The following is an 11,893-nucleotide window of genomic DNA, read 5'->3' on the forward strand; positions in this document are numbered from 1 at the left end:
GGGCTCAGTCCTGGAAGTTGATCTGGTCGAACGGCCGGTTGAGCTTGGTGCGCGGGACGGGCAGCAGGTCGAGCACGGCACTGCCCGCGGCGACCGCCCCGGCGAGCGCCGCGGCCCGGTCCGGGTGGGTGGTGCTCAGCGCCGCGGTCTCCGCGACCCCGGTCTCCCGCCCGGTGACCGCGCCGGTGCCCGCCAGGGCGAGCGCGATCCGGTACGGGTCGCCGACCCGCCGCGCGGCGGCCTCGGCCAGCTCGAAGTGCTCGCCCGCGACCGCGGTCGCGCCCTGGCGGGCGTGCCAGGTGCCCAGCTCCAGGCGGACCTCGCACTCGTGGAAGTCGTCGGTGAGGGCGGCGGCACCGGCCAGCGTGTTGTCGAGGTCGGCGAGCGCGCCCGCGGTGTCACCGAGCCGCAGCCGCAGCCCGCCCGCCCGGTACGAGTGGTGCTTGCCGAACCCGGCGTTGGCCGATCCGGTGGCCTGCTTGAACTTCTCCCACGTCGCCAGCGCGGAGTCGGTCTTGTCGGCCTTCTCCTGGAGCACGGAGATGTTGGAGTAGAGGTTGATCCGCAGGTGCGCCGAGCTCGCGTCGGTGAGACCGTCGAGACAGGCCAGTGCCTGCTTCTCGTGCTCGAAGGCGGCGACCAGCCTGCGTTCGGCGAACAGCGTCAGGCCGCGCAGGTTGTGCAGCCAGCCGCGTTCCCGGCGGACGCTGTCCGGCTCGCCGTCGGTGGCCCGCACCGCGGCGAACCCCTGGTCCAGCTCGGCGACGGCCTCGGCGAGGCGGAGCTTGCGCTTGGACAGGGTCAGCGCGGTGTACAGGTGGGACTGGGCGAGCAGCTCGGGCGAGAGCCCGGGGGCGTCGGCCCGCATGGCGCGGAAGTAGCCGAGCGCGGCGTCCTGGTCGCCGCGGAACCCGGCCTGGATGCCGAGCACCTTGAGCAGGAACGCGCGCAGGTCGTCGACCCCGCGCAGCACGACGGTCTCGAACTCGATGGCCTCGGCGAGGCCGTCCGCGGTCCGGGACCGGGCCAGCACCTCCGGGACGGCGGCGTCCGGCAGCCCGCGCAGCAGCCCGACCGCGGCCTTGGCGACGATCGCCATCCCCTCCCAATTGGCGGAGAAGAACGCGCACCTGGCGTAGGCCAGCGCCGCGGCGAGCCGGTCGACCCTGGCGGTGTCGGGGTCGGTCGCCACGAAGTACAGCTCGCCCTCGCGGGACGCGGGCGGGAACGCGGTGTCCGGCAGGCCCGCGAGGTCGAACTCGAGGTCGTCGACCCCGACCGGGACACCCGCCCGGCGCAGGCAGCGGGCCCGCTCGTGCCGGTAGTCGGCGTGCGGCCCGGCCGGGATCCGGATCTTGCGCGGGTCGACCAGACCGAGTCGGGCACCCGGGGTGACACCGGCCCGCTCCACGGCGAGCATGACCCCGCGCAAGGAGGAGAGGTCGGTCCCGCCCGCGCCGCGGAGCAGGACGGGACGGTCGAGCTCGACCGACGCCGCGCACAGCGCCGTCGCCGCGACCGACAGGACGCGGTAGACCTGCTCGCTCTCCCGGTGCAGCCGCCGTTCGGACGCGGCCAGCGCGATGTCGTCCAGCACCGGGGCGTCCGGGCACTCGCCGGGGAACAGCTGGGCCCACTCGGCCCCGTGGCGGGCCGGGAGGTCACCGAAGGTCGCTCCCTCGGCGCGCAGCGCCGACAGCGCGTAGCGCAGGCCGGTGTAGGAGGCGGCCGGGCCGTAGTCGAGGTCGAGTTCGACGGCACCCGACCCGAGGGACACCCCCCGGTCGGGCTGGAGGGAGACGGTCATCGGCGGGGGCCGATCCACGCGAGAGCAAGTGGGGCGATCTTGTTCTCGACCTCGTCGAGGTCGAAGTCGACATCGTCGAGGTCGTCCAAGTCCTCCAGTTCGGCCGCCTCGGCCGCCTCGCTGCCCGCGGGCTCGGCCGCCTGCTCCGGGGCGGTGGCCAGCACACCGAGGTCGGGGCCGGGCGCACCCCCGTCCGGCTGGTCGGCGCTGTGCTCCGGGGCCCCGGGTGAGGTCTGTTGCTCGGACATGACGGCTCCCGTCCGTGTCGGCGAAATACAAGAAGTCCACAAAGGCGCGCAGGCAATGGGGTGCAGTTGGAGAAATACAACTAATCGATGATGGGCATCCAGAAGCTCCCCTGGGTGCAGCATATGGAGCCACCTCTCGGGCCGTCAAGCAAACTGCCGCTCGGCAACCGCGAATGCCTGGGTGAGGAACTGCTCCCGAACGGCGTTATCTTTGGCCGATGTGATCGGCTGCCCGAAAGGGAACCAACATTGCCCGCATCGACCGATGATTCTCTGGTATTACGGCCATTTCATCCGGACACTCGCGCCTATTTCCGCCCAAAGTCGATCATCGGCTCAGCGGATTCCGGCGGACAGACCAAGCCGCGATCGGCCGAACCGAGTAGCGCGCCACTTGAGGCGAATCAAGCACAATCGGAACGAGCGAGCCAGGGTCGAACGTCCCGAAACGGCCCGTTGTGTGCTGGGAACCGGGTCGTGCGGCGCGCGAATCGGTCAATTGCCAGCGGTGTCAACGGCCGTGCGAAGCGGCCCTGTACGCAGGTCGACGAATTAAGCGATCGACGAATTAAGCTGCCTTGATTAAAAGGCTGGGATGTACCGAGTCGGCGGATCGTCAGAAGATTTCCATGCGCAGCCGATGGTAGACAAAAAGAAACAACGCCCTGTTTTGCCCCGTATAGCCGGTCTCATGTGGTGCGGTTGTCGAGCAGGCGGGCGCGAGCGCGATGTGGCGGTGCGGTGAAGTCGAAATGATTATCGCGGCGCCGCCCCCGGCGTACGCGCAGGTGGAAACAACGCCGGTGTGGATCGCGACGCCCGCTCGATCAATCCGCTCGACCAATCAGCGGCGGAATGGGATGCGTTCTTGGTCCGGGCGATCGGACCCGGAGCGGTCGGCGAGCCCCTGTTCCGCCCGGATCGCCGCGGCGGCGACCACGGCCGCCGACCAGTCCAGCAGCTCCCGCTCACCGAGCCGGTCGAGCACCGCGTGCTGGATCCGCTTCCACAACCCCGCCTTGGTCCACGCGGCGAACCGGCGGTGCGCGGTCGGCACGCTGACCCCGAACCGCGTCGGCAACTCCCGCCACCCGCACCCGCTGGTCAGCACGTACACGACGGCCGTGAACACCACCCGGTCGTTCAACCCCGCCGTCCCCCCACCCTGGGGGCGCGCGGCGAACCCCGGGACCAACGGCTCGACCAACTCCCACAACGCGTCCGGCACCAACCGCGCCGACAAGGCATCGACCACGACACCGATCACCCCCAACCAGGATCAGCCACACGAGACGGGGGCCGGGCGGCCACACCCCGCCACGGCCCCACGCCACTTACACGGCCCCAGAGTGCGGGCGGTTGTCACCAACCTCCCGGACTTGCCGCCGCCTCGGCCCGTTCTGCCGCCCTGTTGGGCAGCCAGAGCGCGGTGAGCACGGAGGTCACGAGCATCACCCCGGCCCCGACCAGCGCGGCCACCGAGATGCCCGAGAGGAACGCCGCCCGCGCCGCGGCCATGAGCGGTTCGCCCGCGGCGCCCATCTCCGCCGCGGTGAGCGCGGCCAGCGGCAGCGACTGGGCGGCGGTCTCGGCCACCGCGGGGGCCACCACCGTGGTCGCGGCCAGCTCGTTCCCGAACACCGCGGCCATGATGCTGCCCAGCAGCGCGACACCGAGTCCGGCGCCGAGCTCGAACGAGGTCTCCTGGATGGCCGCGGCCCCGCCCGCGCGGGCGGGCGGGGCGCTGGTCATGATCGCCTGGGACCCGGAGGTGACCGCGACGCTGGCGCCGAACCCGACCCCGATGAAGCCGACCACGATCGCCCCGTCGACCACCCAGCCCGGCACGTCGGCGCCGATCAGCGAGAGCACGGCCAACGACACCGCGATCACCCCGAAGCAGCCGCTCAGGGTCAGGCGGGTGCCCCAGTTCCGCACCATCTTCTCGGTCAGCGGCGCGGCGACGAGGCTGGCCACGGCCATCGGCAGCAGCCACAGACCGGTCTGCAGCGTGGTGAACCCGCGCAGGATCTGGAAGTACTGCGCCAGGAAGAACAGCAGCCCGAAGAACCCGAAGAACGACAGCAGCACGGCCAGGGTCGCCGCGGTGAACCTGGGCGCGCGGAACAGCGAGAGGTCGAGCAGCGGGTGCGCCAGCTTGCCCTGCCGCCGGACGAAGACCCAGGCGAGGACCAGCCCGAGCGCCAGCGCGGGCACCGCGGTCGGCGCGCCGATCCCGTGCCCGGCGAGTTCCTTGATGCCGAAGACGACGCCGAGCACCGCGCCCATCGAGAGCACCACGCTGATCGGGTCGAAGCGCCCCGGCGACGGGTCCCGGGACTCCGGGACGTACCGCGCCGAGAGGAGCAGCGCGACGACGACCACCGGGAGCCCGACCAGGAACACCGAGCCCCACCAGAACACCCGCAGCATCGCGCCCGCGACGATCGGCCCGATCACCGAGCCGACCGCGGCCGTGGCCGACCACAGCCCGATCGCGACGCCGCGCTCCCGCGGGTCGGTGAACACCGTGCGGATGATCGACAGCGTGGCGGGCATGATCATCGCCCCGCCGACGGCCCGCAGCACCCGGGCCGCGATGAGCACCGCGACCGAGCCCGCGAACGCGGCGACCAGCGACGCGACGCCGAACAGGGCCAGACCGAGCAGGAAGAACCGCTTGCGCCCGAAGCGGTCGGCACCGGTGCCCGCGGTCACCAGCAACCCGGCGACGACGAGCGAGTAGCTGTCGACGATCCACAGCAACCCGGTCGCGCCGGGGCGCAGCGACTCGGCGATCGCGGGCAGCGCCACGTTGAGGATCGTGTTGTCCATCGCCGCGAGCAGCAGACCGCTGCACATCAACGCCAGCACCAGCCAGCGGCGGTCGGTCGCCGGTCGGGTCGCGGTCCCGCTGACCGGGTCGGCCGCGGGGGGTGGAACAGGTGCTTCGGTCATGAACCAAACCTCGCCGAGAGTCGGGATGCCGTTACGGTACGAACGACTGTATCGAAATACGGTTGGACCGTACCGTACGGCGGGTTGGCTCGGGAGGGTGCGCCGTCCTAGACTCGTTCGGATGAGCTCGGGCACGACAGCACCAGGTCCGGCGGCGGGCAGTGCCTACCCGCTGCGCAGGCGCGCGGGTGGCAAGCGGCGCGACGAGGTGCTCGACCACGTGATCGCCGTGATCGCCGACCGGGGGTACGACCGGACCAGGTTCACCGACGTGGCCAAGGTGTCCAAGGTCGCGGTGAGCACCCTGCAGTTCCACTTCGGTTCGCACGAGGACATGCTCATCGAGGCGCTGCACCGGTCCACCGAGCGCGAGGTCAGCGCGATGGAGGCCGTGGTCGGCCCGGACGACCCGCCCTGGCGGACCCTGACCGCCCTGGTCGACCGCGCCCTGGACCCGGAAGCCCGGGTCACCGGCCGCATGCTGCTCGAGTTCTGGCACGCCTGCGCCAGGGACCCGGAGCTGCGCGACGTCGGCGCGGTCCTGTGCGACCGCTACCGCCAGCCGTTCGTGGCCGCCATCCGCGCAGGCATCGATCGCGGCGACTTCACCACCGACAGCGACCCCGTAGACCTCGTCACGGTCCTCAACGGCATCCTCGAAGGCCTCATCATCCCCCGCGTCCTGGACCACGACTACTACGACCCGCCGAAGGTCCGCGCGATCGTCCTGCGCGCGCTGGCAGCCCTGCTCGGGGTACCGCCCACCACCTGACACCCCGCCTGCCCCGGGGTGGTGATGCTGAATGTCCACTGTCGACGCACTGTCGCGCGCCCGCTGTGGGGCGACGATCAAGGGACCACAGTGGACACTCTGGCGGCTGGCGTTGGAGTCCGCCAGATGGCCTTGCTCGACCGGGCTTCCCGGCAGTTCACGCTCGCTGCTGAGCGCGAACGGTTCCACGGTCCGGGCTCGTCGACGCCGTGGTGCGGGGCCAGGTCCAGGCGCATCGCACGATGTAGCCGAGCAGGAGCACCTCCAGGGTGACGCCGAGGCCGTAGAAGTACGTCCAGGACTCGCCTACCAGGTTGAACGCGGCGTAGGGGACCTGTACCGAGGCGACGATGAGGTTCGTGACGCGGTTGGCCCGGGTGGGGAGGGTCATCGACAGCACGATCATGAAGATCGGGATCGCCATGAGCGCGACGAAGGTGGTCAACAACGTCTGGCTGACGGCGAACTCCCAGACGACGCCGACCTGGATGTCGGCGATGACGCCGGGTTTGAAGAAGGCGATGATGTCCACGTAGGCGTACAGGAACATGAAGCTCGTCCACGCCGCGGCGAGTTTGGCCCGCACCGGGATCCGCGGGTCTTCCAGGGTGGTCGTGGTGGGGTGGCGTGTGCTCATCGCGGGCTCCGTTGTCGTGGTGCGGATCGGTGGGTCAACGATCGCCGAGCCCGGCGGCGGGCACATCGGCGTCGAGGTCGGACCCTCCTCATCCGTGGGGAGGAAGCGGCGTCTCGTTCTTTCGGTCGGTCCCCGACGCGCCGGTGGTCTCTAGGCTGTGTGGGTGACCGCCAACGCCCTGAGTTCGCTGTGGACCGAGCCCCGCGCCGTGGACGCTCCCGGGCGGGTGTCGCGCGACTGGCTGCTGGTCGGGGTGTCGATCGTGGCGGCGCTGCTCGAAGGGGTCCTCCGCGACGACATCGCCTGGCGGCCGGTGGCGACGGCCGTGGCGGTCGGACTCGCGCCGGTGCTGCTGTGGCGGCGTACCCACCCGTTGGCCTGCGTCGTGGTGGCCTTCGGCACGGCGATGGCGTTGGGACTGGCGAGCCTGCTGGGCGGGGCGCCCACCGTGGGCCTCGACACGATGACCTACATCCTGGTGCTCGTCTACGCGCTGGTCCGCTGGGGCTCGGGGCGCGAGATCGTGATCGGGCTGGCGGTGGTGGCGGTGGCCGCGGTCATCGGTTCCGCCGCCGACCACATCGGGCCGCCCGACGCCATCGGCGGAATCGCCGTCCTGGCGTCGGCGGCGGCGGGTGGGGCGGCGTTGCGCTACCGCGCCGAGAGTTGGCGCCGGGCGTTGGCGCAGAGCCGCGGCCAGGAGCGGGTCGGCCTCGCGCGCGAACTGCACGACATCGTCGCCCACCACGTCTCGGCGATCGCCGTGCAGGCGCAGGCGGGCCGGGCGATGGCCGGGCAGCGACCCGCGGCGGCGCTCGACGCGTTGGCGGCCATCGAGGGGGAAGCGTCGCGGACGCTCGCGGAGATGCGGGCGATGGTCCGGGTGTTGCGGGACGGCGCGCCCGCGCAGTACGGCACCCGGGCAGGCGTCGCCGACCTGGTGTCCCTCGCCCGCCGCGCCCCGATCCCGGTCATCGACGTGGAGTTGCCCGCTGACCTGGACGAACTTCCACCCCAGGTCGACGCGGCGGTCTACCGGCTGGGGCAAGAGGCGCTGACCAACGCCCTGCGCCACGCCCGCGACGCCTCGCGTGTGGAGATCCGGGTGGTGGAGGACGCGGGAAGGCTGCGACTACGCGTGACCGACGACGGACGGATCGACCCGGCACGGTCGGTGGACCACGGCTTCGGGCTGCTGGGCATGACCGAGCGCGTGCAGCTGCTCGGCGGCACGCTGCGCGCCGGGCCCGCGCCCGACGGCGGGTGGGCGGTCGACGCCGAACTGCCGACGGGGGTCCGCCGATGACGGTGCGCGTGCTGGTGGCCGACGACCAGGACCTGGTGCGCACCGGCCTGTCGATGATCCTCGACGCGCAGCCCGACATCGAGGTCGTCGGCCAAGCCGCCGACGGCCACGCCGCCGTCGACTTGGCGCACCGGCTCCGCCCCGACGTGTGCCTGGTCGACATCCAGATGCCCGGGCTCGACGGCATCGAGGTCACCAGGCTCCTCGCGGGCCGGGGCGTCCCGGACCCGATCGCGGTGGTGGTGATCACGACGTTCGACCTCGACGAGTACGTCCACGGCGCGCTCCGGGCAGGCGCCCGGGGCTTCCTGCTCAAGGACGCCGGGCAGGCGCTGCTCGTCCAGGCCGTGCACGCCGCCGCCGTCGGCGACGCCCTGATCGCCCCCAACGTCACCCGGCGGCTGCTGGCCACCCTCGCGGGCAGGGACCCGTCGAGCCGACGGATCCAACCGACCGAGCCGCTCACCGACCGCGAGGAGGAGGTCCTGACGCTGGTCGCCCGCGGCCGCACGAACGCCGAGATCGCCGCCGAGCTGTACATCGGCTTGACGACCGCCAAGACCCACGTCGCCAGCCTGCTGAGCAAACTCGGCGCCCGGAACAGGGTCGAGATCGCGATGTGGGCGTACGACACCGGCCGGGCGGGGGACTGAGCGGAGGGTTCCCGCCCGGGTGGCGGCGGTCCGCGCTCGGTGGACCAGTCGACGCACCTGACGTCGGTTGGCCGGTGGCGCCGCTCAAGCGCCGATGCCCTGTGGCACCAGTGCTTTCGCTGCGGCTATCGCGCGTTTCGTTGAAGCAGTGCGGTTCCGGTCCCGGTGAGCAGGACCGGGGCGTGGGTGTCGTGGTGGTCGCCGGACTCGATGACCGCCACACCACGGCGGAGCAGAGCGCGGACGACCTCCGTCTGCCTGCACGTGAGTTCCACGCCCGCTCGGCGGAACCCGAGTCGGTTGTGGAACACGACAGACTCGTCCGCTATGTCGACCAGGGCCGCCAGCAGCGCACCCTCGGTGGACTCCTGGTAGCACGCGGTGCTCATCGTCATACCCAGATCCTCGAACGGCCGCGCGCACCCCGCTCGGTCAGCACCCACTCGGCTCCCGCTTCGCACCCGACCCGCACCCAATTCGCTGTCCGTACTGCGATTCCGCCGATTCCGCTCCTGGTCGGCGGTGAACGCGAACGGTTCTCGCGCGGCGGGGAGCCCGGCGCCGAGTCGGCCGCCGACGTGGCGACGGTGCTCGCCGCGCGCCTGTCCCGGTTACCATGATCGGATGGCGGACCAGCCCGATGTCGTCAACCTGGCCTTCGGTGCCCGGTCGGTCATCCAGATCGGCCACGTCGGCACACGTCCGAGGTTGGTGTGGTCGGAGGACGTCGCCGATGTCGTCGAACGTTCCGATGTCGGTGGCCGGTTGCTCGGCGCGGTGGCGGAGTCGGGCGTTGTCGTGTTGTCCGGCCCCGGCGGAGTCGGCAAGACCACCTTGGCCCGCTGGGCTTGTGCGCGTCTCGCCGAGGAGTTCCCCGACGGCGTCCACTGGTTCCGGCTGAGTTCCACCACCACGCGCGCCGACTTGGTCGAACTCCTCCGTGACCTGGTGACCCTGCTGGTCGGCAACACCCACCTCACCACCCTCGACGGCGCCATGGCCGCGTTTGCCACCGCCCTCGGCGACCGGCGGATGCTCCTGGTCATCGACGGCGTTTGGCGTCGATCGGACCTTGAACCGTTTCTCTCCGGCGGCCGCAACTGCGTTCGGCTGGTGACCACCCGGTTGACCGGAGTCATTCGCGGGGTCGAACTGCCCGTTGGGCCGATGACCGTTCCCGAAGCGGTGAACCTGTTGTGCCGTGACTTCCCGGACACCGGCGAACCCCGCGCCCTGGTCGACCGAGTCGGCCGCTGGCCACTCGCGTTGTCCATGCTCAACGGCGCCCTCCTCAGCGCCGCGCGCCGCCGAGCGCCGTTGGACCGCGTAGTCCACGACCTCGACTCCGCTTTGGCCCGCGACGGTGTCGCCTTCCTCGACGCCTTGGGAGACCGGGGGACCGGCATCGCCGCCACGTTGCGCCTGAGCCTGGATGAGTTGGTCGCCACGTCCCCGCACGGCGTGGATTCCCTCCACCGCTACCTCAGCCTCGCCGCGTTCCCCGCCCGCGTTCCCGTTCCACCGGAGCTACTGGAACTCCTGTGGGGCCTGGACCCTGTCACCGCAGCGTCCGAATGCGACAGGTTCAACCGCCACTCCCTCCTCGCCGACACCCATCTCCACGACGTTGTCCATGACTACCTGCGTCGCGCCCACTCCGCCGAGGTCCGCACGGCCAGCCGACGCCTCCTCGACGCCACCCGTCCGGCCGACGGCTGGCACAACGCCTCGACCGTCCTACGCGGACAACTGGTTCACCATCTGCTCGCCGCAGGGTTGACCGCGGAACTCGCCGACCTGTGCACCGACCTGCGCTACCTCGCTCGTCGCATCGCCGAGGACGGCCCCCACGCAGCCGAGGCGGATGTCGCCGCCTGTCCCGACCGCGACGAGGACCTGCTGGCGTTCTTGCGTTCCCACGGCCATCTCCTGGACTCCGACCCCGCCCTCACCCTGTACGCGCACCTCTTCGACCGGGCCGTGCTGTACCACGTGGACGAAGCGTTGCCCGTGTGGTCGCTGCGACCACACGAATCCCCGCTCGTCCGCAGGGATCCGGTGGCGCGGACCCTCGCGGGGCACCGAGGGCAGGTCTCCTCGGTCGAGTGGCGGGACGTGATCAGCGCGGTCGGCGGGGACGACGGAAAGTTCCGCACCTGGGATCCCCACACCGGTCGCCCGCTCTCGGTAACGCCGGTATCCGAGAACTGGGTTCTGCGGGCCGCGCTCAGCCCGGACAACCGGCTGCTCGCTCAGGTCGTCCACATCGAGAACAGCCTTGACTGCCTACGGGTGGAGGTGGTCGACCTCGGGGACGGTTCGGTGACCCACGTGGCCACTCTCCGCTGGATCGATCCCGGCATCATGGCGGGCACGGACGTGCGGTGGCGGCCCGACTCGGATGTCCTGGCGGTCGCGGGCGGCGGCGAACTCCGGCTGTGGCGACCGGGACGTGGGGTGGCCCGGGTCGTGGACGGCATGTTCCGCTCGGCGAGTTGGGGACCACGCGGCCAACTCGCGGGCATCACCTATTACAAAGAGCTTGCCATATGGCGGGATCCCACCACTGAGATCGAGCCGCACTACATCAATCTGCCGCATGCCGACGAGGATGGGCCCGCCGTGGTGGCATGGAGTCCGGATGGTGGAAGGCTCGCCTGTGCGTCGACCTACAAGGTGGTGGTCATCGACCTCCAGGACAGGAAGCTCAACCATGCCTGGGGAACGGCCGTCTGGTACGCGGGTCCGGTCGCTGCCATCGCCTGGCGGCCGGACAGCAAGGTGTTCGGTGTGGCCATCAATACCTCCGCTTGTGGGGGAGCGGTGCTGATCTGGGACGCGACGACGCTCGACTGCGTCGCGGTCAACGGTGCCCGCGGTGCCGCGGTCCTCGACCTCGCCTGGTCGCCGGATGGCACGGCCCTGGCGTTCGCGGCGTCGGACTCGGCGGTCCGCGTAGAAGCGGAACCCCTGCGAAGCGCACACTACGTGCCGTTCTTTGACTTCTTCGGGCTGGATAAGGAAATCAATGACGGTATGGCCGCAGCCGCCCCGGAACTGGTGAGTCACCACCAAGATAGATTCGTCATCGCCACGACCCCGGACGGTCACACCGTCGAGGTTGACGAGAGCGGCCGGTACCACTACGTCATGAACAGCACCCAGGCCTGTAGTGACTTCGGTATCGCGCGCAACGCCGCCGTTCGCGTCTTCGGCGAATCCGACATCGTCCTGCGGTTGCGCGCCGGTGACACCGTCCTGCGCGAGGTCACCGTGCGCAAACCACGTCGTCTCGCCCTGAACCCCAACCGAACCGTACTGGTCACCACTACGGAGGACGGCCGCATCGCCGCTTACGACACCCGTTCCCTGACACCGCTGTGTTCGTTGCGGATCGATGACGAGGTGCTCGCTTGCTGGTTCGACGCCGACCTGGTCGTGCGCGGCTTCGCGGACAAGTACCGGTTCCGGGTGCCGGAAGAGCAGTGATCGCGGCCTGGTCGAGGCGCGGC

10 protein-coding genes and 1 pseudogene are annotated in these 11,893 nt (G+C 70.8%); 4 read left to right on the top strand and 7 right to left on the bottom strand.

Annotated features, from left to right (window positions below; genetic code table 11):
• Positions 1-4 precede the first annotated feature (4 nt).
• The 5 genes and pseudogenes from V5P93_RS17270 to V5P93_RS17290 all read right to left on the bottom strand — a co-directional run bounded on the left by V5P93_RS17270 (position 5) and on the right by V5P93_RS17290 (position 5,013).
• Complete coding sequence (locus V5P93_RS17270; protein ID WP_104479863.1) at positions 5-1,807, bottom strand: hypothetical protein; 1,803 nt, start codon at positions 1,805-1,807, stop codon at positions 5-7.
• The gene (locus V5P93_RS17275) at positions 1,804-2,055 is read right to left on the bottom strand and encodes an ammosamide/lymphostin RiPP family protein (protein WP_104479864.1); all 252 of its coding nucleotides are present in this window, start codon (positions 2,053-2,055) and stop codon (positions 1,804-1,806) included. The genes V5P93_RS17270 and V5P93_RS17275 overlap by 4 nt, the downstream gene beginning before the upstream one ends.
• A 616-nt stretch (positions 2,056-2,671) precedes the next feature.
• Complete coding sequence (locus V5P93_RS17280) at positions 2,672-2,899, bottom strand: hypothetical protein (RefSeq protein WP_146108068.1); 228 nt, start codon at positions 2,897-2,899, stop codon at positions 2,672-2,674.
• A gap of 14 nt (positions 2,900-2,913) precedes the next feature.
• A pseudogene (locus tag V5P93_RS17285) lies at positions 2,914-3,310 on the bottom strand (transposase); the annotation flags it as partial.
• Between the two features lie 107 nt (positions 3,311-3,417).
• Complete coding sequence (locus V5P93_RS17290) at positions 3,418-5,013, bottom strand: MFS transporter (protein ID WP_104479866.1); 1,596 nt, start codon at positions 5,011-5,013, stop codon at positions 3,418-3,420.
• A gap of 121 nt (positions 5,014-5,134) precedes the next feature.
• On the opposite strand from V5P93_RS17290, the gene V5P93_RS17295 reads away from it, so the two are divergent.
• Complete coding sequence (locus tag V5P93_RS17295; RefSeq protein WP_181043552.1) at positions 5,135-5,785, top strand: TetR/AcrR family transcriptional regulator; 651 nt, start codon at positions 5,135-5,137, stop codon at positions 5,783-5,785.
• A 157-nt stretch (positions 5,786-5,942) separates the two neighbouring features.
• Here the strand turns inward: V5P93_RS17295 and V5P93_RS17300 are convergent, their stop codons facing one another.
• On the bottom strand, positions 5,943-6,422 hold the full coding sequence (locus V5P93_RS17300) for a DUF6326 family protein (RefSeq protein WP_104480002.1): 480 nt from the start codon (positions 6,420-6,422) through the stop codon (positions 5,943-5,945).
• A 163-nt stretch (positions 6,423-6,585) separates the two neighbouring features.
• Between V5P93_RS17300 and V5P93_RS17305 the strand changes: the two genes are divergently transcribed.
• Positions 6,586-7,728 carry a sensor histidine kinase gene (locus V5P93_RS17305; RefSeq protein WP_104480003.1) on the top strand — a complete coding sequence of 381 codons (1,143 nt, stop codon included), beginning with the start codon at positions 6,586-6,588 and terminating at the stop codon, positions 7,726-7,728.
• A complete protein-coding gene (locus V5P93_RS17310) occupies positions 7,725-8,381 on the top strand; it encodes a response regulator transcription factor (RefSeq protein ID WP_104479868.1) in 657 nt (218 codons plus the stop codon). The genes V5P93_RS17305 and V5P93_RS17310 overlap by 4 nt, the downstream gene beginning before the upstream one ends.
• 125 nt (positions 8,382-8,506) lie before the next feature.
• On the opposite strand, the gene V5P93_RS17315 is transcribed toward V5P93_RS17310, so the two are convergent.
• Positions 8,507-8,776, bottom strand: coding sequence for a hypothetical protein (locus V5P93_RS17315; RefSeq protein ID WP_104479869.1), 270 nt, complete (start codon positions 8,774-8,776; stop codon positions 8,507-8,509).
• Between the two features lie 229 nt (positions 8,777-9,005).
• On the opposite strand from V5P93_RS17315, the gene V5P93_RS17320 reads away from it, so the two are divergent.
• The gene (locus tag V5P93_RS17320; protein ID WP_104479870.1) at positions 9,006-11,870 is read left to right on the top strand and encodes an NB-ARC domain-containing protein; all 2,865 of its coding nucleotides are present in this window, start codon (positions 9,006-9,008) and stop codon (positions 11,868-11,870) included.
• Positions 11,871-11,893: the final 23 nt, after the last annotated feature.

Origin of the sequence: Actinokineospora auranticolor, from assembly GCF_041897805.1 — a bacterium.
GTDB classification, from domain to species: Bacteria; Actinomycetota; Actinomycetes; order Mycobacteriales; family Pseudonocardiaceae; genus Actinokineospora; species Actinokineospora auranticolor.

What these genes read in the sequence shown, in the direction of transcription:
- V5P93_RS17270 (WP_104479863.1), bottom strand. Translation starts at nt 1,807, where the DNA reads ATGACCGTCTCCCTCCAGCCCGACCGGGGGGTGTCCCTCGGGTCGGGT.
- V5P93_RS17275 (WP_104479864.1), bottom strand. Translation starts at nt 2,055, where the DNA reads ATGTCCGAGCAACAGACCTCACCCGGGGCCCCGGAGCACAGCGCCGAC.
- V5P93_RS17290 (WP_104479866.1), bottom strand. Translation starts at nt 5,013, where the DNA reads ATGACCGAAGCACCTGTTCCACCCCCCGCGGCCGACCCGGTCAGCGGG.
- V5P93_RS17295 (WP_181043552.1), top strand. Translation starts at nt 5,135, where the DNA reads ATGAGCTCGGGCACGACAGCACCAGGTCCGGCGGCGGGCAGTGCCTAC.
- V5P93_RS17300 (WP_104480002.1), bottom strand. Translation starts at nt 6,422, where the DNA reads ATGAGCACACGCCACCCCACCACGACCACCCTGGAAGACCCGCGGATC.
- V5P93_RS17310 (WP_104479868.1), top strand. Translation starts at nt 7,725, where the DNA reads ATGACGGTGCGCGTGCTGGTGGCCGACGACCAGGACCTGGTGCGCACC.
- V5P93_RS17315 (WP_104479869.1), bottom strand. Translation starts at nt 8,776, where the DNA reads ATGACGATGAGCACCGCGTGCTACCAGGAGTCCACCGAGGGTGCGCTG.
- V5P93_RS17320 (WP_104479870.1), top strand. Translation starts at nt 9,006, where the DNA reads ATGGCGGACCAGCCCGATGTCGTCAACCTGGCCTTCGGTGCCCGGTCG.